The sequence below is a fragment of the Parendozoicomonas callyspongiae genome, assembly GCF_023502345.1.
In the GTDB taxonomy this organism is placed as follows: Bacteria; Pseudomonadota; Gammaproteobacteria; order Pseudomonadales; family Endozoicomonadaceae; genus Sansalvadorimonas; species Sansalvadorimonas callyspongiae.
Genome location: NZ_JAMFLX010000003.1, coordinates 1 through 20,981, shown reverse-complemented (window position 1 = coordinate 20,981; position 20,981 = coordinate 1). Strand labels below are relative to the sequence as shown.

14 protein-coding genes, 1 pseudogene and 1 riboswitch are annotated in these 20,981 nt (G+C 47.8%); of the genes and pseudogenes, 8 read left to right on the top strand and 7 right to left on the bottom strand.

Annotated features, from left to right (window positions below; all coding sequences use genetic code 11):
* Nucleotides 1-21: 21 nt before the first annotated feature.
* From M3P05_RS02715 to pyrC, 5 genes are all read right to left on the bottom strand, one after another.
* A complete protein-coding gene (locus M3P05_RS02715) occupies nt 22-1,176 on the bottom strand; it encodes a trypsin-like serine protease (protein ID WP_249697699.1) in 1,155 nt (384 codons plus the stop codon).
* A 127-nt stretch (nt 1,177-1,303) separates the two neighbouring features.
* Nucleotides 1,304-2,722: a PhoH family protein gene (locus M3P05_RS02710; protein ID WP_249697698.1), complete on the bottom strand. Its 1,419-nt coding sequence runs from the start codon at nt 2,720-2,722 to the stop codon at nt 1,304-1,306.
* A gap of 371 nt (nt 2,723-3,093) precedes the next feature.
* On the bottom strand, nt 3,094-4,410 hold the full coding sequence (locus M3P05_RS02705; RefSeq protein WP_249697697.1) for a Na+/H+ antiporter family protein: 1,317 nt from the start codon (nt 4,408-4,410) through the stop codon (nt 3,094-3,096).
* A gap of 681 nt (nt 4,411-5,091) precedes the next feature.
* The gene (gene rnt, locus M3P05_RS02700; RefSeq protein ID WP_249697696.1) at nt 5,092-5,721 is read right to left on the bottom strand and encodes a ribonuclease T; all 630 of its coding nucleotides are present in this window, start codon (nt 5,719-5,721) and stop codon (nt 5,092-5,094) included.
* 9 nt (nt 5,722-5,730) lie between these two features.
* The gene (gene pyrC / locus M3P05_RS02695) at nt 5,731-6,762 is read right to left on the bottom strand and encodes a dihydroorotase (protein WP_249697906.1); all 1,032 of its coding nucleotides are present in this window, start codon (nt 6,760-6,762) and stop codon (nt 5,731-5,733) included.
* Nucleotides 6,763-6,913: 151 nt separating this feature from the next.
* Between pyrC and M3P05_RS02690 the strand changes: the two genes are divergently transcribed.
* Together M3P05_RS02690 and M3P05_RS02685 are read left to right on the top strand one after the other, a co-directional pair.
* The gene (locus tag M3P05_RS02690) at nt 6,914-8,983 is read left to right on the top strand and encodes a protein-tyrosine phosphatase family protein (RefSeq protein WP_249697695.1); all 2,070 of its coding nucleotides are present in this window, start codon (nt 6,914-6,916) and stop codon (nt 8,981-8,983) included.
* Nucleotides 8,984-9,184: 201 nt separating this feature from the next.
* Nucleotides 9,185-11,623, top strand: a complete 2,439-nt coding sequence (locus M3P05_RS02685; RefSeq protein WP_249697694.1) for a coiled-coil domain-containing protein — start codon at nt 9,185-9,187, stop codon at nt 11,621-11,623.
* An 81-nt stretch (nt 11,624-11,704) separates the two neighbouring features.
* Here M3P05_RS02685 and M3P05_RS02680 read toward each other — a convergent pair whose 3' ends face one another.
* Nucleotides 11,705-12,625, bottom strand: a complete 921-nt coding sequence (locus tag M3P05_RS02680; protein ID WP_249697693.1) for a DMT family transporter — start codon at nt 12,623-12,625, stop codon at nt 11,705-11,707.
* A 132-nt stretch (nt 12,626-12,757) separates the two neighbouring features.
* Nucleotides 12,758-12,931, bottom strand: a riboswitch (FMN riboswitch).
* Between the two features lie 149 nt (nt 12,932-13,080).
* On the opposite strand from M3P05_RS02680, the pseudogene M3P05_RS02675 reads away from it, so the two are divergent.
* The 5 genes and pseudogenes from M3P05_RS02675 to arsJ form a co-directional block, all read left to right on the top strand.
* A pseudogene (locus tag M3P05_RS02675) lies at nt 13,081-13,395 on the top strand (arsenic resistance protein); the annotation flags it as partial.
* Nucleotides 13,396-13,476: 81 nt separating this feature from the next.
* Nucleotides 13,477-13,986 carry a cyclin-dependent kinase inhibitor 3 family protein gene (locus M3P05_RS02670; protein WP_249697692.1) on the top strand — a complete coding sequence of 170 codons (510 nt, stop codon included), beginning with the start codon at nt 13,477-13,479 and terminating at the stop codon, nt 13,984-13,986.
* Between the two features lie 165 nt (nt 13,987-14,151).
* Entirely contained in the window at nt 14,152-14,916 is a 765-nt protein-coding gene (locus tag M3P05_RS02665) for a metalloregulator ArsR/SmtB family transcription factor (RefSeq protein WP_249697691.1), read from the top strand.
* Nucleotides 14,917-14,981: 65 nt separating this feature from the next.
* The gene (locus M3P05_RS02660; RefSeq protein ID WP_249697690.1) at nt 14,982-15,989 is read left to right on the top strand and encodes an ArsJ-associated glyceraldehyde-3-phosphate dehydrogenase; all 1,008 of its coding nucleotides are present in this window, start codon (nt 14,982-14,984) and stop codon (nt 15,987-15,989) included.
* 28 nt (nt 15,990-16,017) lie between these two features.
* On the top strand, nt 16,018-17,268 hold the full coding sequence (arsJ, locus tag M3P05_RS02655) for an organoarsenical effux MFS transporter ArsJ (RefSeq protein WP_249697689.1): 1,251 nt from the start codon (nt 16,018-16,020) through the stop codon (nt 17,266-17,268).
* Nucleotides 17,269-17,692: 424 nt separating this feature from the next.
* On the opposite strand, the gene M3P05_RS02650 is transcribed toward arsJ, so the two are convergent.
* Nucleotides 17,693-19,348, bottom strand: a complete 1,656-nt coding sequence (locus tag M3P05_RS02650; protein ID WP_249697688.1) for a hypothetical protein — start codon at nt 19,346-19,348, stop codon at nt 17,693-17,695.
* Between the two features lie 224 nt (nt 19,349-19,572).
* On the opposite strand from M3P05_RS02650, the gene M3P05_RS02645 reads away from it, so the two are divergent.
* Nucleotides 19,573-20,805 (top strand): saccharopine dehydrogenase family protein, encoded by a 1,233-nt coding sequence (locus tag M3P05_RS02645; protein ID WP_249697687.1) that lies wholly within the window; start codon nt 19,573-19,575, stop codon nt 20,803-20,805.
* Nucleotides 20,806-20,981: the final 176 nt, after the last annotated feature.

Genomic DNA, 20,981 nt, shown 5'->3' with positions numbered 1-20,981 from the left:
ACCAAGGCCTGCTTTCTTTTCTTATTTGCATCCGCTCGCTGGTATCCCGTGTGCAGCAATAAAGCGGGCAAAGTTGCTGCCTGCCAAAAATGTCGGACCAAACTGATAGGTTGACCCATCATCGTAAGTCAGACTGCCGGTTAAACTGCCAGAGATGGCCATTTCTGTTTCATTGGCATTTGAAAACAGAAATGGGCCACCACTGGCTCCTTCTCCCAGTGATATTCCATCATACAGAGTCATCCATACTCCCAGCTGTTCTGCCAGAGGGCCATCAGGGTCTTTGATAATGTCCTTAATAGTTACGTGGGTTGCATAAAGCTCATTATTGCCACCATAGGTGGCACCGTATCCGATTTGCAGGCCGGTGCGTGATACCCAGTTCGAGTTGCCGCTGTTAAAGCACTGAATAGGGTTTCCCTGACTTTGCGTGTTGTCCTGGGGAATACCAAACAGAACGTAATCGAATCCAGCATCAACTGCATTTGCTTCTTCTTGCCTTGTTGGCTGGATAATAGTGCTCTCAGCATTTGTGATCGCCCGGTCGTAGTTCTTGTTATGGGCGATCCAGAGCGGTTTGATCGCGTTGGTGAATGTTCCCTGATCAAAGGCCTGGTACCAGACCAGCTGTGAGATATCGTAATCACCTCCAAAACAGTGAGCAGCGGTCAGAAGAAATCCGGGAGCAATCAGATGAGCTGTGCAGAAAATAATGTTATCACCCTGACGCATCACAATTTTCCCACTGTTGCTGAACGGGGGCTCAGAAACGGGAACTTTAAACGGTATAGCTGATGGCTGATCGCTGGTTGCTGGCAGGTTGGTTTTGGAGTGTTGCCGGTACCCTGTTTTTGCCGGTTGTGCATTGAGAACCTGATCCAGAGTAATCTGCTTATCAGCAGCATCCCGCAAGGTACGATTGAGACCGATAAAGTTGAAGTTGTTAGCGCTGAAATGGGCTTTTAGCCGACTGTGGACCTGATCTTCAAAGTCTGGAGTAATATCAGACCGAGCCAGATGGTCATTGATTTCTCCGAGAGTCAGAGTGCCAGCTTTTAGTCCTGATATCAGGCTTTCCGGAGTGTGAGCGTCAACCTGTGGAATAAATATCAAAGAGCAGAAGAAACAAACGGCGGGTAAGATTCTTGCGATGACCTCGAAGGCAAAAGCATGCATGGTCTGAAATACTCATATCTGTGAAGAGATAGGGGGAGTAAGAAAAGACCAAGACGGGGTTTAAGCAAATCCAATATTAAAACCGGATACAGTTTTGTATCCGGTTTCCTCCAAAGTCACTCAGGTTTTACAGGTTGGCTTCAGCAAATGCTGCGAGTTCTGAGCGGGGTACACCCTCCAGTTGTACCATGCCGCCATACTCAAATTGTCTGAACCTCTGGGTGAGGTAGGTGAGACCGGAGCTGGCAGGATTGAGATAAGGCGTATCAATCTGGGCCAGGTTTCCAAGGCAGATAACCTTACTGCCATAGCCGGCTCGGGTGATGATGGTTTTCATCTGGTGTGGTGTCAGGTTCTGGCACTCGTCGATAATAATCAGACTGTGCTGGAAACTGCGGCCACGGATATAGTTCAGTGATTTGAACTGAATGGGTACCCGGTCGAGGATGTAATCCACACTGCTGCGGGTGCTTTCATCATCACTGTGCAGGGCCTCCAGGTTGTCAGTGATGGCACCCAGCCAGGGTTCCATTTTCTCGGCTTCTGTACCAGGCAGGTAGCCGATATCTTCGTCCAGTCCTCTTGTGCTTCGGGTTGCAATAATGCGGCGATACTGCTGGTCAGCCACGGTCATCTCAATGGCTGCAGCCAGTGCCAGAATAGTTTTACCGGATCCTGCCGGACCATTCAGGTTGACCAGTTGAATGTCAGGATTCAGCAGCAGGTTCAGCGCCAGTGCCTGATAGATATCCAGTGGCTGCAGACCCCATGCTTTACGATTGAGCAGAGCCTCACGATCCATATGTTCAAGGGTGACTGTTCCTTCAGACACCTCGGTAACACGGCCGACAAAACCCTGTTGATCGATAATGAACTCATTTATGCCAGGTTCCCCAAGCTCCTCTGCTAGCTCCTGAGTAAGTCGTGGCAATGAGTGCAGTGTTCTTCCGTTATGTTGCGTGGTTTTTACATCGCTGACCCTGTCCCAGAGACTGCCGTCCAGCTCCAGAAATCCCTTGCTGAGCAGACGAACATCTGAGATCTGCTGGTCGTTGTGATAGTCCTCTGCCATGATCCCGCAGCCACGGGCCTTCAGGCGCATGTTGATGTCTTTGGTGACAAGAACAAAGTCGTCATCAGGGTTCTGCTGACGTAGTTGGCAGATGTCGTTGATTATGCGGTTGTCATTGAGATCGGTGGGTAACATAGTGACATTAGAAGGTGTGCTGTGCATTTTGATGGACAACGTTCCCAATGGAGGCGCTTTGTCGGCCCGGCGGATGGGAACTCCCTTCTCAATCTCTTCCGGTGTTGCTGAACCGACGATACGGTCAATCTGGCGAATAGCCTGACGACAGTCGGCAGCTATTGTCTGTTTTCCGTTCTTTAGGTTGTCTAACTCCTCCAGGACTGTGATTGGGATCAGGACTTGGTGTTCTTCAAAGTTCAGTATCGAGTTGGGATCGTGGATGAGGACATTACTGTCAAGTACATAAGTGGTGCGGCGAGGCGTCTGAATAGGCTCCAGCGTCACTGCATCATGCATGGGCTTCTCCTTGTTCCCTTTACGCCACCGGCGCCGGCAGGTCGGTAAACCTTAAGTGCCGGTGGGCTGCGTTATGATCTTGTCAGGATCACCCGGCCTGCCGACTGAATTGTCGTTTTAAGCAGACCTGTTTTGATTATTGGGTGATAAAAAAGAGAAGAGCAAGTGAAAATAAGGCTTGGAAAGTTATTTTTTTATTATTTTTCAGAATTGTGCTGTTGAGCATTGCGAGGGAGAAAAAGTGCACATATATTGAGATAGATAACCCTTGAACTTATCTCCTCTTTTTCCGCCTTTTCCCTCTCGATTTACTCATCACTTAGCTTAATCTCAGGCCAGCCATAACTGACCTGAAATGCTCGTTCCCGTAATCAGAGAACCATCACAGCCAGCCAGCCAAACAGAACCAGCGGGATATTGTAGTGAATGAAGGTCGGCAGTACGGAGTCACGGATGTGATCGTGCTGGCCATCAACGTTCAGACCTGCGGTGGGGCCAATGGTAGAGTCAGAGGCTGGAGAACCTGCGTCACCAAGGGCACCTGCAGTACCAACCAGTGCCGCAATAGCCAGAGCAGAAAGACCCATTTCCATACCCAGAGGAACGTACAGAGTGGCGATGATGGGCACAGTGGAGAAGGATGAGCCAATACCCATGGTGATCAGCAGGCCAACAATCAGCATCATCAGCACACCGAGAGAGGTGTTACCGGCGAACAGTTCGCTGATGGAGGAAACCAGAGTGTTTACATCGCCAGTGGCACGCATAACTTCGGCGAAACCGGCCGCAGAAATCATGATAAAGCCACAGTAAGCCATCATCTTCATGCCTGAGACGAAGACTTCGTCTGCTTCCTTGTAGTTAATGACACCAGTCGCGATCAGGGTCAGACAGCCAGCCAGGGCACCCAGGCTCATGGAGCCGCTCCACAGCTGTGCTGCCAGAGAGATTCCGATACCAGCGGCAATGCCGATCAGCTTGGTTGTTGGCAGGGCCACATTTTCAGGGTTGATGGTCTTGGACTCGGTTTCACGGTAATCGCGGGGATTACGGTAGGTCCAGAACACGGCAACCAGAAGACCGAGAAACATGCCGCCAACCGGGATCATCATCGCCTGTGGCATAACGCTGTTGGAAATTTCCAGACCGTTGGTACGCAGATTGTTGGCCAGGATCTCGATCATGTAGATATTACCGAAGCCAACAGGCAGCAGCATGTAGGTCGCGGTCAGGCCGAAGGTCAGACAGCAGGCTACCAGGCGACGATCAAGCTTCAGGCGGCTGAACGCTGCCAGCAGAGGTGGAATCAGGATTGGGATAAAGGCGATGTGTACGGGCACAAGGTTCTGAGATGCCACAGCCATCAGGATAATGCACAGCAGCAGGTTGTACTTAACCTTGTTACCACCACCTTTGCTGTTATGGATGATGGTGATGATCTTACCGGCAAGATAATCAGGAATACCGGAACGGGAAATTGCCATGGCAAAGGCACCCAGCAGCGCATAGCTCAGAGCGATACTGGCACCATTGCCCAATCCGCTCCCAAAAGACTCAAGACTGCCAAGGGCTCCCAGGCCCCCGGTCACTCCCCCAACGATGGCCCCCATAAATAGGGCTAAAACCACATTCACCCGGGCGAGACTGAGCCCGAGCATGATAACAACAGCGACAACAACTGCATTCATAAGACAAACCTGTTTTTTATGTTTTGCTTATTCCGGCTGCGACAGATGCTACGAACCAGCGTCATATTCACATGAACATGAGACAACTATGGCCCAGAAAAGCGGCTCAGTAGAGAAAAACCGGCATATTGTGTGTTAGTAAACGGGTAGGCGCGGAGCCTGAGACAACTTAAAGCTTAAAACCCAAAGAGAGCAGCTTTAGTGATGGTGATGATGCAGATGGGTATGATGATGAGGGCGCAGGGAAGCAGACAGGGCAAAGGAACTGTTGAGAGGGCTTGGTAAAGCCGGTAGCGAAGCTGAAAATGTTAACGACTGCATAGCTGTCACTTGTTGAAATCTGAATATTTGTAGTCCATCACCAACAGGCCGGGTATCGGGAGCTGGCGTTTGTAATACCTTAACCTTACAAAGGTTTTTTTGGCAAGAGCGTATTCCTACCAATTTTTCTTCTGCTTCTTCCTGCAAAAACCACAGTTGTGGCTTTGCAGGAAGAACAGGTGATTAGGGGGTATTCACAATCAAACGTCGAACTCTCGGAAGCGCCCTTTGGGTGGCTCTAAAAGTGGCCACCTGCTGCGTCGGGCTTGTTCAATGTAGAATAACTACGATTTTCACAAGCCCTTCTAACATCTGGCCACTTTTAGAGCCACTGAGTCGATGTTTAATTGTGAACACCCCCTAGTCGATCCAGCCCCCAAGCTCTTTCCAGCGGTTCACAATGCCGCAGAAGAGTTCGGCCGTACGGTCAGTATCGTAACGGGCGGAGTGAGCTTCTTCCTTATCAAAAGGAATACCGGCCACATCACAGGCACGGGACAAAACAGTCTGACCATAAGCCAGGCCCGACAGGGTTGCGGTGTCAAAGCAGGAGAATGGGTGGAACGGGTTGCGCTTGATGCCACTGCGCTCAACCGCGGCATTCAGGAAGCCCAGGTCGAAACTGGCGTTATGGCCCACCAGAACAGCACGGGTACAGCCATAGCGTTTCATGGCTTTGCGAACCATTTTAAAAACCGTCCCCAGAACATCGGATTCGGGGTAGGCCACTCTTAACGGGTGAAATGGATCAACACCAATAAACTCGATGGCTGATTTCTCGATATTGGCCCCTTCAAACGGGACAACATGGCTGGATTCACTGGCTTCCGGAAACACAAAACCCTGTTCGTCCATGCCGATAGTCACTGCTGCTATCTCCAGCAGGGCATCGGTCTGGGCATTAAACCCTCCTGTTTCAACATCAACGACGACCGGCAGGTATCCCCGGAAACGTTCGGACATCAGGGTTTTCGGGTCAGATTGGCTCACAGCATTGCCTTAATTCGGTGTACAAAGCGTCCATTGTAAATCTTCACCGGCCCTTAGGGGAATGACTTTACTGTCTCCCATGGGCAAAGATTCCGGAACCGGGCATGCTTCCCGCTTGAGAGTCACTGTTTCAGTGTTGCGTGGCAGGCCATAAAAGTCCGCACCATAGTGGCTGGCAAACCCTTCAAGACGGTCCAGAGCTCCTGCCTGATCAAAGACTTCGGCATACAGCTCCAGTGCTCCAAAGGCGGAATAACAACCCGCGCAGCCACAGGCGCTTTCCTTGGTTTCTTTGGTGTGTGGGGCAGAGTCTGTGCCCAGGAAGAACTTGGAACTGCCGCTGGTGGCGGCCTTGATCAGGGCAGCCTGATGGATATTCCGCTTAAGAATCGGCAGACAGTAATAGTGGGGCTTAATGCCGCCAACCAGCATATGGTTACGGTTGTAGAGCAAATGTTGGGGCGTTATAGTGGCTGCAACATTGGCGCCGGATTCACTGACAAAAGCTGAAGCATCCGCCGTGGTGATATGCTCCATCACCACCTTCAGCTCAGGGTAACGCTGGATCAGTGGCTGCAGGTGACGGTCAATAAATACCTTTTCACGATCAAAGATATCAATATCTGAATCAGTCACCTCTCCATGAACCAGTAGCGGGAGATTGCACTCAATCATGGTTTCCAGGGCTGGATAGATCTTTTCCAGAGTGGTTACGCCATCATCGGAATTGGTTGTGGCTCCGGCAGGGTAGAGCTTCAGGGCATAAACATCCCCGCCAGCCCAGGCTTCCCGAACCGTATCAGGGGAGGTTTTATCGGTCAGGTACAACGTCATCAGTGGAGTAAAGCCGCTGCCAGCGGGGCAATGAGCCATTATCCGCTCTTTATAGGAGGCGGCCTGGGCTGCGGTTGTCACTGGTGGCTTGAGGTTGGGCATGACGATTGCCCGGGAAAAGGTTCTGGCTGTGGCAGGAACCGTAGCCGCCAGAACGGCTCCATCACGCAGATGGAGGTGGAAATCATCAGGTCGTGTCAGAGTTATTTGCACTGTTTTTCATCTGTTATAAGCGAGCTTGCGGTGAATACTAACTCAGGAGCCAAGATGCACAAAACAACTTCCTTGGTAATTTTCCGCCACTGGCGCAGCTATTGACCATAATGACTACTAAAGGTGATTTTAGGGATGATGCGTTATGGGAAAACTCACAGGGGACGTTAACTTCAACAGGGAGCTGGCCAGGCAAATGCTGGCAGACCTGAACAGAGAAGAGGAATTGCATACTTCTCAGAAAGGAGCAAGTAAGGCCAAAGCTGCTGGAATGCCGGTCAGAATTAAAAATAAAGGAAGCCGGGAAGCTCTGTACCTTGGAATAGCAACCGACAGAGGCGCCAGACATCAAACGAATATCATTAAAACGGCTAAAGAGCAGATTCATACCCGTGTTCTAATGGATCGAATAGCTTCGAAAACCGGGGATATGAAATTACAGGTTCCCGCAGTTAATTTAGTTAAGCCCCAGAGCCTGAAAGATGATGATATTAAGGCGGGTTCTCAGTTACACACAGAAAGTGGCGAAACTTTTAGTGTTATGAGCTGTGCTGAAGTGAGAGCCCGATTGATCCAATATGATCACGATAGTGCCATCCAATACTTGCTGACAGCAGAAGCTCCAGCCGCTGAAACTCTAGCAGATGATATGCTCATTTATGAAAGTGCTGGAGACGAAGCAGCAAAAAAGCTGACATTAGCCTGTCTGCGTTTAAGCTCAGACGATTATCAAAGGCTGATGGGAAGCTTGCTGAAACAACCAGAAAAGCTCTATGCATTTCGTAGGATTCTGGCATCAGGGTTGAGCCATTGCACTCCCACTTCTTCAAAAGATCTGATTGCAATGAAAAAGCTCTACCGGGAAGCAGGGGAAAGTGGAGCTTTATATCTTCAAAAGCATATGTCGACTTTACCCTATGAAGAAGCACTTCCTGCATTTAATAGCTTCAGTGGAGATGCCTTCCTAGAAAAAGCTGCCAGCTCAGCAATGATGTCTCATATGGCTCTTGCTGCTGATATCCAAGACAAAGATGCTGCCAGTTTCAGCGAATGGAACTCCCAGTGCGCCAAGCTTATGGAAACCTGTCAGAAGAGTTCTGACCCTGTCTTTGCGTACGATGATGTTGAACCCGATGAAATTGTTCAGTCATCAGATGAGATGATGGATAAGCTTGAGAAATTGCTTGGTACTACAGATGGGCCTTCATTTGATGAAGTTGCGGCTCTTCCAATCTCAGTCCTGAATAAATTATTTCAGAGAATATGTGTTGGAAAACCAGGTCATCCAATGGCACAGGATATTGCCGATGCCTGGGAAAACAAAATCTATGAGTATGGACTGAATGGTGAAGCAGATCCGAAGTCAGGCTTGGTTATGGATTGTTATGCCACAGTCCCTCATGAAAGTGGGGATGATACGGTTGAGACAGATGAGCTAAAGCGAGAGTACAGTAAACTGCCAGCACCCAGCCGGGCAGGTAATATTGACTTGAATAAAAACCCTGATTTCAAAAGTATTGCAGCTCCGGCATTCAGTGATATTCCTACCCCGGCTCTTAGTGCTGTAAAAAATGCAGATGGTGAACCGGTATACCCAGGAAATACAGTGGCTATGCCATATGGAAATTATCTTGCTTTACAGGGGCCAACAGAGGCAAATGTTGGCCAGCTCTGGGATGTCATCCTCCATAACAACGCTAATGTTTCAGTTTCTTTGACAAGGGAGGGGGAAGTTGATGATCCATTTCCACTTGAAGAAAGTGAAAGCCAGTTCGGTTCCCATACTGTTAAAAACATCAGAACAAGGACTCTGATACCTGGGCGGCTGGAAGTTCACCATTTGCTGATCGATGGGAAAGTCCCACATGTGCGGGTCTGTATGCGGAACTGGACAGATAAAACAGGCTCCAACCCGGCTATTCTTGCTGCAACGGCTGCTGTTGCAAAAAGCTTCACTGATGGAATGGGAACAGTAGCGGTTAACTGTAAAGCGGGAGTAGGCCGCACCTGTACCTTTATTGGGGTTTTTGAGGCTGTTATGGCTGCCATGAACAATGAACCCGTACAGGAAGTGGTTGATAAGGTTGAATTGATGCGGGATCAGCGTGGTAACTTTGGTGTGCAAAAGCCAACGCAGTACCAAACCCTGAAAGTTGCTCATCAATATGCCAGTGAGCTGGCTAAGGCATTTAGGCCAGTTGTCTCTGTATACTGATCTTGGATAGGAAAATAGCCTGCTGATTATGGCAGGCTTCTCTTCTTGCTTTCCTCTTAGCTTATGTTGCCACGATTGTTAGAAAATCTAACAATCGTGGTTATTGATACTTCCTTCTTTTGTTACTGGCACGAACAAACACTCCCTTATCAGGTCTTGCTTAATAGGATTCTACTTTTTACAGGGCAGGGAGGTTCTGGCATGGAATATCAATATCAAGACTCAGGCGTGAGAGCACAGGTTGATCAGCCTTTCTATCAAGATAGAGAGGATGGTCCTGACGAAGCTCAAGATTGCTGTGCTAAGTTCGGCGCTTATACTGTTTCTGCCACTAAATCCATTTTCACCTGGGTAATTCCAGTTATACCTGTCTACCATTTAGCAACGACAGCTATTAATACTCTTCTTGTTCGCCCTACTTGTGCAGTCTGTTACCACATTGGCAGATGTTTCGACCCTGTTATTCAACTTGAATATGAACTCGATCAGCTTGAGAAAGAGTATACCCGAGATGAGGAAGAATTAAGGAAAAGGCAGGCAGGGGAAACCGAGAAGGGAGCCAGAGCCCAGAAATACTTCGATGACAAAAAAGACGTAAAAGAAAGAGTTGAGGAGCTTGCATTAACAGTGGGTGGCAAGCGTTTTCAGTCTCTGATGGAGCGAATAGGAGTTGGTATTGAGATTAAGGAAAAACTTCAGGGTGAGGTTAAGAGAATTCAGAGTGATATGGATAAAGTTCAGGACGAACTTAATATTTTTACAAAAATTAATGAACAAAAGAGCGAAGAATGCACTCGGTTCCAAAGGCTGGTAGATAGTCTTAAGCAGGATGTTAGGGGACTAAGAAACCAGAATACCCGCCAATCACAGGCTTCAAAACAGGATATAGCCAAGAAACAGCGTGAGCTGGATGATCTTTCGAGACAGTTCAGTTATGCCCGGAAAGAACATGAACTTAGCTTGCTGGAGTATCAGAAACGAGTTAATCAGCTTGAAGGATTATTGCAAGATAGAAACGCTCTGCTGGGTAAGGTTGAGAGAGAAAAACAAACAGATTTACAGGAAAAGTCACAATTAAGTTCCTGGCGAAAGCAGTTGCAAAATGAAATTGAAATTAAACAGCGTGAACTGAGTCAGTCTAGAATAGAGCTCGAAAGGATAAGCAGCTCTTATCAACAAGAGCTGGTATCAAGAGATTGGCAGATTTCTGATTTAAGACAGGACGTTGATCAAAAGAATGAGTTGCTTAGGAAAGCTGAAGAATCCAAGAAATCTTTAGTAGAGGCGTCTAATTCCAATGCGCGGGCAAAGCAAGAAATAGAACTCCGCCTCGAAGAAGTTGAAGAGCGCTATAAAGGAGAACTTTCGACAGCAAGTGAACGGCTAAAAACCATTGGATCAAGGGCTCAGCAGGCAAAGGATACTTTTGAGAGAGAGTTGAAGGGCAAGAATCTCGAAATTGAAAAAGCAAATGCCAATGTTAAGGTCAAGCAGGCTGAAATAAGAAGTTTGCAGGCGGAGCTAAGAAGAGCGAATGAGGAAAAGCAGCAGGCAAACGCTGCAAAACTTTCAGCTCTTCAAGAACTAGAAGACGCAGGCAGGCAGAAAAATGTTGAAGCAAGCCTCAGGCGGCATAAAATTTCCCTTGAGTCTCAGGCTCAAGAGTTACAAGAGCAAAATGAAAAGTTAGAAAAAGAAGTGCTGGGTCTTAAGGAACAACTACGTGAAGCCAAAGACCAGGTACAGACAGCAGTAGACAACTCTGAAAAAAAGCAGAGAAAGTGTGTTGAGCTTGAATCTGAAGTTGCTCGATTGGTGAAGAGTGAGAAGGTCCAAATAGCAAAAAATGAACAGCATCAGAGAGACTTGGCCTGTATAAGAAAAGAAAGAACAAAGCTAAAAGCTGAGCTTGATGAAGGCGGTTCTGAGCTGAATAAAGCTGTGGAAAGCAATAATGAGAAAATTAAGACCCTGCAGACGGAGTATGTGAGGGAAAAGGATCAGCTTCAGCGGAAGCACCAAAGCTCGATCGAAGCTCTTAATTTGCAACTGAAGCAGGAAAAAGCTGAAACCATGCATTATCAACAAGAGTGCGATCGAAAAGATCAACAATTGCAGGGGCTTCAGAGGCAATTAGAGGGTTCTCATAGTGTGTCAGAAGAAACTGAAAAACTCCGCCAACAACTCGAAATTGAACAAGCAAGAGTTCAGCGTTTGGAGGGAGACGCTGGAAAACACAGAGAAGAGGTTGAATCTGCTCAGAGGCAGTTCAATATTAAAAATCAGATGCTGAGTACCGAGAATGAAGCGTTGAGGCGCCAACTGGCAGAACTACAGGAAAAGCAGGAATGCCAGGAGCGAGATTTACTTTTGGCTAAAACGGCGAAAACTGAAGCTGAAGAAGAGTTGCAGATCGTATCAGAACAGTGCATAGAAGCTAAAGCCGAAAGTCAGAGGCTATGGGGACTTATGGAGAAGCTTGTTGATGGTTTTGATAAGAAACTAGGTGCTGGTCAGCTTATCAGGTTGTTGACATCATTGCTTTTCAAAAAAACCACCTCTGCGCAAAAAGAAAAGGATGCTCTTATCAATGGGGCGCGACAGGAGCTGGCAAGAAGGCGAACTGTGGCTGTTAAATAAGAAGTGGTAGTTCCAGTCGTTTAAGGGACGTAAAAAAAAGGGGGCTTGTGCAAACAAGACCCCTTTTTTAATGTGGGAAGATTAGCTGGTCACAAGGTTTTTATTTTCAGTCTGAGCCTGTTTGTTTTCACGGTGAGTGATAAACAAAGTTGCCCCAACGATCAAAGCTGCACCCAACCACATTTTTCCGGGTGGTACTGAACCCATAACCAGGAACCCAATCAGGACATTCAATGGCAGTTTGGCCAGGTCGAATGGCTGTATAAAGGCAGCTTCCGCAGACTGATAAGCTTTGGTCAGAGCCAGCTGGGCAAAACCAGTCAATCCTCCGGCTACCAAAAGCAGCGGCCACATATTGGCTTCAGGCAGTGCCAGTACCGGAAGGGAAATAAACAGGTTAAACGGCACGGTTAGGGCGAACAGGTAGAACACCAAAGTGGTTGGGCTTTCTGTTTTGCACTGGGCTTTAGTCATCAGTGAGTAGGCAGCCCAGAACAGGGCAGCTGTTACTGGCAGCAGAGCAGACTCGTGGAAAGACTCTCCCCAGGGTTCCAGAATAATCATGGCCCCGATAAAACCGATAACCGTTGCCAGCCAGCGGGTTAGGGTCACCTTTTCTTTGAGGAACAATGCCGAGCCAATCACTACGAATAATGGTGAAGTCATCAACAGGGCAATGGCCTGCCAGATTGGAACCGGCCAGGCCATAGCCCAGAGCCAGAACTGAACACCGGTAACTGCAGTGGCTACACGGATGATATGGAAAGTCAGGTGGTTGGTTTGCAGGCTGGCGCGAAAACCCTGGCGGGCCATCCACGGCAGCAGCACTATAGTTGCAATACCGTACTGATAGAGAGCCACATTGGCAGACTCAAAGCCCTGCTTGAAGCTGACCCATTGCACTGTGCTGTTAACCACAGCAAAGGCCAGGCCACTGGCCAGCATCCAGAAGGCTCCCAGTAATGGGGCGTGAAACGTTGAATTTTTCATAGACTGAGACACGACAGAAACTCCTGTTTATCGTGTCAGGACAGATCATCGGCAGCGGTTTGGGCGGTTGGTCAGACTGAAAAGTATAAATCCCTGACCATAGGTCCAGCCCGGTGCTTGTAAGAAAAACACCGGGAGAGGCGGCCGTTATCTCTTCCATCCGGACTCTAACCGTCGGCTCTGGAGTCTCACCAGATCTGCTGTCCCCTGACATTAGAAAAAGCTAATGCCGGGCGCTCGCGGGCTTACGGGTACATTTATCTCATAATGTACGAGCTTACCGCCGGTAGGGAATTTCACCCTGTCCTGAGAACATTTTGCCAAACGTTTCAGACTGAGACTGTTTGTACTGTGACAGAAACAAACAGGTTTGCAGCTTGAAACGAACAACTGCATTGTATTCGAGCCTTGTCTGAGATGCCAGTAGGCTCTATTGCTGGTGGAAGTTACTTATAGGCGGAGAGTGAGTAACTCTAACGGTTAACTGGTGAATCAAGCCTTTCACCATGGCATTGCTGACCGTTCTGTTTATGCGCCATTTTCACGGTATGTGGATTTCATCAAGTCTTGCGGATGAATATATAGCAGGCATGATTCTGCCGGGTGTTGCTCCCTGCACAGCCATGGTTTTTGTCTGGAGTCAGCTGACCAAAGGTGATTCAAATTATACTCTGGTTCAGGTCGTGGTAAATGACCTGATTATGATTGTTGCCTTTGCACCTATTGCAGCCTTAGTTGGTGTGCTTGAGGAAGTTCCGGTCATGCTGGCTTTGGTTGTCTATGCCAACAGAACACGACATATGTTTCCTGTCGCTGGGGCTAACGCCTAAACTTTGTGAGCTGAATTGAACGAGAAACTGAAAATGACTACTGACCATCCTGTCTGGTTTGTTCCTGTCGCGGGTTGCGGAGGGAAGATAGGGATGACACCTTGCCCCGGAACCAAAAAAGCTTCGCTGGATGCATCGTTGATAGTGCTGAAGGATGAAGGTGTGGAGGCTGTTCTCACTTTGATGATGGCTGATGAGATGGAGCGGAATAACGTTTCTGATCTGGATGAGAAAGTCACTCAGCATGGTATGAAATGGTTTCATCTTCCGATACGAGATGATCAGGCTCCGGGTGAAGAGTTCAGGGAAGGCTGGGATAAATATCGTAATCAGGTACATGACCTGTTAAGCAAGGGAAAGCATATTGCCATTCACTGTAAGGGCGGTTCCGGACGCACAGGTTTGATTGCCATCCAGATACTACTTGAACGGGGTGTCTCCCTTGAAGATGCTTCATTGCTGGTGAAATCCCAGCGACCAAAGGCTCTTACGCCAGTTCCCCATCAGGACTATATTCAGGCCTTTGCTCAATCGTTGAGCTGACTCAGTCACCAGACCTTCTTTTTGAGAAGGTCTGGGCGTGCCAAATATATGGATTTTCGTATATATGATATTCCATATATTTCTCCAGTAGATACAATGCACTCAAACCTCACGGTAGCAGGGCTTTAGTTAGCCTGTTGCCAGAGTTCTGTGTCGGATAATTGTATGTTCTCCATTCTTTTCCTTTGTACTGGTAACTCAGCCCGCTCGCAGCTGGCAGAGGCTCTGTTCCGAAAGGTGGCAGGCGACAGATTCGAAGTATTCAGTGCCGGAACATACCCACAGGACGTTGATCCACGGGTCTATCAGGTATTGGATTTATTGAGTGTTTCGCCCCAAAACCTGAGCAGCAAAACTTTGCAGGAGCTGCCGCAACAGAGCTTTGACTTCGTCATAACCCTGTGCGATCAGGCCAGTCGGGAATGTGCCGCGTATCCGGAGTCCCAGGCGCTGATGCACTGGGATATGGTTGATCCAAAGCCTCTTGATGGTGTTGAACCATTTCTGGAGTCAGCCCGCTTTCTTGAGCAGAAAATCCGGCTTTTCCTGCAGCTTAACTCGCTGGATCGGCTGTCCCCGCTCGAGTCACCAACCGACCTTTTCAAAATCTTAAGTGATGGCACACGCCTGCGTATCCTGATGATGATTGAAGATGAGAAAGAGTTGTGTGTCTCTGAACTGGTTGGGGCTTTGAATGAGAGCCAGCCAAAAATTTCCCGTCATCTGGCCCAGATGAGGGATGTCGGCATTCTTGAAGTTCGCCGACAGGGCCAGATGATGTTTTACCATCTTGCTCATGGTCTACCAGACTGGTGCCAACTGGTTCTGGAAACCGTGCGTATTGGTAATCCTGCGTTTATTAATAATGAAAAGATCAGGCTTAAGGCATTGAGTGTCCGTGCTTCTGAAAATGAACCTGAACTGACCTGAATTCAAAAACATCAAAACCTGAAAACACAGCAACATAACTGAGAGTGCTTTAGAGAGTTAACGTTATGGCTATTAAAATCGGTATTAACGGCTTTGGCCGTATGGGACGTCTGGCCCTTCGTGCAGCCTGGGACTGGCCGGAAATTGATATTGTTCATATCAATGACCCTGCTGGAGATGCTGCATCTCTTGCTCACCTGCTGACTTTTGACTCTATTCATGGTCGCTGGCACCACGAAGCAACCGGTGAAGGTGAACAGATCACTATTGGTGACAGCACCATCACCACCAGTCGTAACAAAACCATTGGTGAGACCGACTGGTCTGGCTGCGATCTGGTTATTGAAGCCTCCGGTGTTATGAAGTCTCAAAAGCTGCTTCAGGCCTATCTTGATCAGGGGGTTAAGCGGGTTGTAGTGACTGCTCCGGTTAAGGAAGAAGGCGTTCTTAACATCGTTATGGGTGTCAACGATCATCTGTATAACGCTGACGAGCATCGCATTGTGACGGCAGCATCCTGCACCACTAACTGCCTGGCACCTGTTGTTAAAGTGATTCATGAAAAGTTGGGCATTCGCCATGGCAGCATGACTACTATTCACGATATCACCAACACCCAGACTATTCTGGACGCGCCCCATAAGGATCTGCGCCGTGCCCGTGCCTGTGGTATGAGCCTGATCCCAACCACGACTGGTTCTGCAACTGCAATCACTCATATCTTCCCTGAGCTGAAAGGTCGTTTGAATGGCCATGCTGTTCGTATCCCTCTGGCCAATGCTTCTTTGACCGACTGTGTTTTTGAAGTGGAACGCGAAACCACAGCGGAAGAGGTTAATGCTTTGCTGAAAGAAGCTGCTGAGGGTGAGCTGAAAGATATTCTCGGTTTTGAAGAGCGTCCGCTGGTTTCTATCGATTATAAAACCGACCCTCGTTCCAGTGTTGTCGATGCCCTGTCCACCATGATTATCAACGGTACCCAGGTGAAACTGTACGTGTGGTACGACAACGAGTGGGGCTATGCCAACCGTACTGCGGAACTGGCTTTGAAAGTCGGTCTGTCTGATCAATAAAAAGTACCAGGGAACAGGAACGTAAGTTATGAGTGGGCTGAAAAGCAGTGGGTTAAAAGGCCTGGCACCGGATATGCGGCAGTACCTGATTGTGACGGGCAACTACTGGGCGTTTACCCTGACCGATGGTGCCCTGCGCATGCTGGTGGTGCTGCATTTCCATCATCTGGGTTACAGCCCGCTGGAAGTTGCGTTCCTGTTTCTGTTTTATGAGTTCTTTGGCGTCGTCACCAACCTGCTTGGTGGCTGGCTGGGAGCGCGGGTAGGCCTGAATAGAACCATGAGCATTGGTCTGTTTATGCAGATAGTGGCTTTATTGATGCTGACTGTGCCTGCTGCCATGCTGACAGTTCCCTGGGTGATGGCGGCTCAGGCGCTTTCTGGTATCGCCAAAGACCTTAATAAGATGAGCGCCAAAAGCTCTATCAAGACTCTGGTGAAAAGCGGTGCAGAAGGAAAACTCTATAAATGGGTGGCTATTCTTACCGGCTCGAAAAATGCCTTGAAAGGTGTCGGCTTTTTCCTTGGCGGCTTCCTGCTGGCAACGCTTGGGTTTTCGGGAGCAGTTCTAGCCATGGCCGTTGTTCTGGCTATGGTCTGGGTGTTCTGCCTGCTGACTCTCAAGCAGGATCTGGGCAAAGCGAAAACCAAACCCAAGTTCAATGAGATTTTCTCTAAAAGTTCTGCTGTTAACAGACTCTCCGCTGCCCGGCTGTTTTTGTTCGGTGCCCGTGATGTCTGGTTTGTGATTGCACTACCGATTTTCCTGGGTGATGTTTTTGGCTGGAGCACCAGTGAAGTGGGTGGGTTTATGGCCCTGTGGGTTATCGGTTATGGATTTATCCAGGCCTATACTCCCAAGCTGACTGGCCGGGAATCCGGGAAAACACCGGATGGCTTCTCTGCCATGTGGTGGGCTGCTGTACTGGCTGTGATTCCTGCTTTGATTGCTCTGGGGCTTTGGATTATTCCGAATGAAAATGGTGTTCTGGTACAGGCAATTATTGTTGGCGGGTTGTTGATCTTTGGTGGTCTTTTTGCGGTTAACTCATCTCTGCACAGTTACCTGATAGTCAGTTATGCCCAGGAAGATGGTGTGTCTCTGGACGTTGGTTTTTATTATATGGCCAACGCTATGGGACGTTTAATCGGAACCATATTATCCGGTTATGTCTTCCAGGTTGCCGGGCTGGTGGCTTGCCTGTGGATATCCGCTCTGTTTGTAGCTCTGGCTGCTGTTATCTCACTTTCTCTGCCCCGCCACCCAAACATAGAGTGAAAGGCGATAGTCCAGAAGCCAGTCCATAAGTAACTGATGTTTCTGTGAAGGCATGTCAGAACTGTTTGTTCTGACATGTTCGCACCATTGAAAGAGATCTTGTGAATACTCCTGGAGAGTATCTGTTGTAAGAACCCACTTCCCATAGTGTTTCAGGAGGGCGAACTCATCATCTGTGATCAGGAAGCTAATTAGCTTCTGTGCATCTTCACCCATTTCACTCTGGGCTTCTGCCAGAGCCTGCGCACGAAGCCAGTTATTGGCTTTGGTCAGATCCCTTTTATGATATAACTATCGAGGGATACCGATATTTTTCGTAACAGATTTCAGCCAGATTGTAGAAAAATAGGGTGTAGCAGAGTTTCTTGAATAGATATTGGGAAAATGTGCCACGAGACTGGTTTCATCATGAGATTCCAGGCTCCTAGGGCTTTGTTCTTTTAAAGGAAGGATCATGAGTTGGAGAATGTGATACTTTCCTTTTCAACCTTGAGGTAGTGGGAATTTGATCTGAGGCTTCATCAGAATCAATAGCAACTTCAGCGGGTTCCTGGCTATCAATATCTTTACCTTTCCTTTGTTCTTCCAGTATGGCTCTGTATCTGAGAATCAGGCGATACCTGTCAAGCAAGCCTGCTGCATTCAGTTTGGTGGTTCCACCTTCATCTGAGATCTCGATTGTTTGGCTTTCGACAGCTTCTTTCAGGGCTTTAGCTTGGTTTCCCCCTTCCAGAAGACACTTGTCAAATTCCTCCATTTCCCCCTGATAGAACTCCATCATGTCAGTGGGAAGCTTTGACACTGTCAGAATGTCGCTTTGTCCTTTAAATGGTGCGGTTTCAATTTGGAATAGTTTGTCGACAAGAGCAGGATCTTTATAGCTCTTGATTGCCCAATCAAGAGCTATAACACCACAACTGGTGTAGTCATATTGATTGGCGAATCCAGGAACTACAATTTTCAATGCATAGTCAGAGAAAACCTCCCGTAGTTGGGGACAAACGAGTTCACGCATAGTTGTTGCGATATTGCTCTTCGGATGGAGGGTCTCGAGAAAAAAGACCTCACAAGTTTTAGTCGGGTGGTTTGTTACTCGAATAATTAAGCCAGAAGTGTGACAAAAGTCGTTTTCAACAAGCATGACATGAGTGCTGTTTTTATTCTCTAAAGAGAACTCCTTTATTTGTGACAGATTCTCAAGTAAAGCTTCTTTTGATTGGGCAAACTTCAATTTTGTATCTGTTTCGTCCTGAAAAAGTTTGCACATGACTTTTTTGTTTAAGTGCAGCTCTCCAGTGTTTTGCGCTTCTGCGTTATTTACTTTTTCTTGTGTTATCGGTTTCAGCTCTTTCAATTGAGGGTTGTGTTGAAATGCGGGTTGCTCAACTGGTTCAAAACATGACCGGTGAGCTACCAGCCATTTTGGAGCGTGCTTAGATCCATTGGTTCGCAGGGTAACAACGCTATGTGGTTTAACGATCTCGATAGGAAGTGTTCCCCTCTTTTTACAGGCAACCTGGACACACCATTCTGTTTTATTTATTAAAGAAAGAAAGTCAGTTTTCTTTTTGCATTCTGGGCTGGGAATAAAGTAACTTGTTTCATAAGTCTCTAAATCACACTTGGTGAAGCTGTAACAAGTATGCTCTCCATTGAGCTCAAGAACTTTCTTTTTAACAACAGTTTTTTGATCAGCTTTCGTTTCTGTTTTTTTGTCATCCTTGTCGGCTTTCTGGAATTCCCGTTCATCTGGAATAGGTGTTCCTTTCTCATAGTAAGTACTTACGCAAGGGGATCTGTACTCAGCAGTTGATCGTTGTATTTTCTTTCTGGCTTTGCCAATCAAAGCGCCGCGCATAGGCTCCTTTACACCCAACTGGTGATCTGTCAGCCCAGAAAAAATATAAGTGCCTTCCTTCAGTTCTATTTGGCCTTTAAGAAGCCCTTGCATCATCCTTCGTCTGACAGTTAAGGGAGATGTTCCTTTAATGGTCCTCATAAAAGTTCTGACTTTCTTTCTGAGTTTTTTGTCAAGAAGTAGTGAAGAGGATGCGCCTCCTGCTGTGGCATGTACCTGCATAGTCCCTGTCTCTTATGCTGAAATCCTGTAAACCACATTTGACAGATAAGGGCAGGTTTTGATGCCAGATCAGCTCCATAGAGTTACCCTGGCTGACAGTTTTGTTATCACAGCTTGACCAGAACGATTTTTGATAAAAGTTATCAGGTAAATGCTATGGTATCAGGACGTCACTGGTGTAAACCTTAATATCAGGCAAAATAAAAACAACCAAGGCCTGACTTATGACAACTCCCCGATATGACCTCATCGTCTTTGGTGCAACCAGCTTTGTCGGTCAGATACTTGTCAGGTATTTCGTTCAGCATCTTTCCTGTAGCAGTAAACCCATCCTTTGGGCCATGGCTGGTCGTTCAGAGCCCAAACTCCAAAGAGTCAGAAACGCTATTACCGGGGCTGAAGATATTCCCATCATTGTGGCTGATGCATCCGATGAAGCAGCATTGAGAAGGATGTGTGAGGAAGCCAAAGTGGTGATTTCAACTGTTGGCCCTTATGCACTCCATGGCGAAACACTGGTGAAATGCTGTGCTGAGACTGGAACTGATTACTGTGATCTGGCCGGCGAGCTACCGTGGATCAGGCTGATGATCAGCCGGTATGAAAAAACTGCCAGAAAGAGTGGTGCCCGAATTGTAAGCTGCTGCGGTTTTGACTCGATTCCCTTTGATCTTGGTGTGGCATATCTGCAGAAGCAGGCGAAAGAAAGATTTGGAGTAACCTGCAGTGCGGTCAAAATGCGTCTTAAAGCTGCAAAGGGTGGGGCTTCCGGGGGAACAGTGGCCAGCATTATCAATGTAGTTAAAGAGGCTACGTTTAATGCTGACATGCGCAGGGAGTTGGCTAACCATTACTCACTGTGTCCAGATGGTCATGGCTTCACAATCCGCCAGCCTGAAACCAGATTTGCAGTTTATGATCAGGATTTTCAATCCTGGACAGCACCTTTCATTATGGCTGCCCTGAATACCAGAGTTGTGCATCGCACCAACGCTCTACTTGGCCATGCCTATGGAAACTATTTCCTTTATGACGAGGCCGTGATGACTGGTCATGGTTTGAAAGGGAGGTGGGCTGCCATGACATTGGTTGCGGGTTTAACATCTTTCTTTGCCGGTGCCGCAATAAAACCAGCGCGATGGATAATGCAGAAATTCCTGTTACCCGAACCTGGAGAAGGGCCTTCACCCAAAGCGCAAGAAAATGGTTTTTATGATCTTCGTTTCAAGGGATGGACTGTTGATGGCAAGGAGATCCAGGTAAAAGTCACGGGTGACCGTGATCCGGGGTATGGGTCAACTGCCAGAATGCTTGGACAGGCAGGGCTTTCTCTTGCCTGTGATATTGAAAGAAGTGAATGTGGAGGAGGCTTCTGGACCCCGGCTTCAATTTTTGATGAAAGGATGTTTGACCGGCTTAAACACTTTGCAGGTCTGAAGTTTGAAGTGACTGGGTGAACTTTGTCGACAAAAGACATTGGTCAGATACCAATTGATTCCTCATTGGTTTGGCTGGATATGTCTGTCTGATCATGGGTATTTTCGGTTCCGCTATCGGTACTGTATCCGCCCTGATGCTGGCCAGGATTCTGATGACTCTCTAACAGCCCTGAGAGGAAAAAACTGTTAAAAAG

What these genes read in the sequence shown, in the direction of transcription:
- M3P05_RS02715 (WP_249697699.1), bottom strand. Translation starts at nt 1,176, where the DNA reads ATGCATGCTTTTGCCTTCGAGGTCATCGCAAGAATCTTACCCGCCGTT.
- M3P05_RS02710 (WP_249697698.1), bottom strand. Translation starts at nt 2,722, where the DNA reads ATGCATGATGCAGTGACGCTGGAGCCTATTCAGACGCCTCGCCGCACC.
- M3P05_RS02705 (WP_249697697.1), bottom strand. Translation starts at nt 4,410, where the DNA reads ATGAATGCAGTTGTTGTCGCTGTTGTTATCATGCTCGGGCTCAGTCTC.
- M3P05_RS02690 (WP_249697695.1), top strand. Translation starts at nt 6,914, where the DNA reads ATGGGAAAACTCACAGGGGACGTTAACTTCAACAGGGAGCTGGCCAGG.
- M3P05_RS02685 (WP_249697694.1), top strand. Translation starts at nt 9,185, where the DNA reads ATGGAATATCAATATCAAGACTCAGGCGTGAGAGCACAGGTTGATCAG.
- M3P05_RS02670 (WP_249697692.1), top strand. Translation starts at nt 13,477, where the DNA reads ATGACTACTGACCATCCTGTCTGGTTTGTTCCTGTCGCGGGTTGCGGA.
- M3P05_RS02665 (WP_249697691.1), top strand. Translation starts at nt 14,152, where the DNA reads ATGTTCTCCATTCTTTTCCTTTGTACTGGTAACTCAGCCCGCTCGCAG.
- M3P05_RS02660 (WP_249697690.1), top strand. Translation starts at nt 14,982, where the DNA reads ATGGCTATTAAAATCGGTATTAACGGCTTTGGCCGTATGGGACGTCTG.
- arsJ (WP_249697689.1), top strand. Translation starts at nt 16,018, where the DNA reads ATGAGTGGGCTGAAAAGCAGTGGGTTAAAAGGCCTGGCACCGGATATG.
- M3P05_RS02650 (WP_249697688.1), bottom strand. Translation starts at nt 19,348, where the DNA reads ATGCAGGTACATGCCACAGCAGGAGGCGCATCCTCTTCACTACTTCTT.
- M3P05_RS02645 (WP_249697687.1), top strand. Translation starts at nt 19,573, where the DNA reads ATGACAACTCCCCGATATGACCTCATCGTCTTTGGTGCAACCAGCTTT.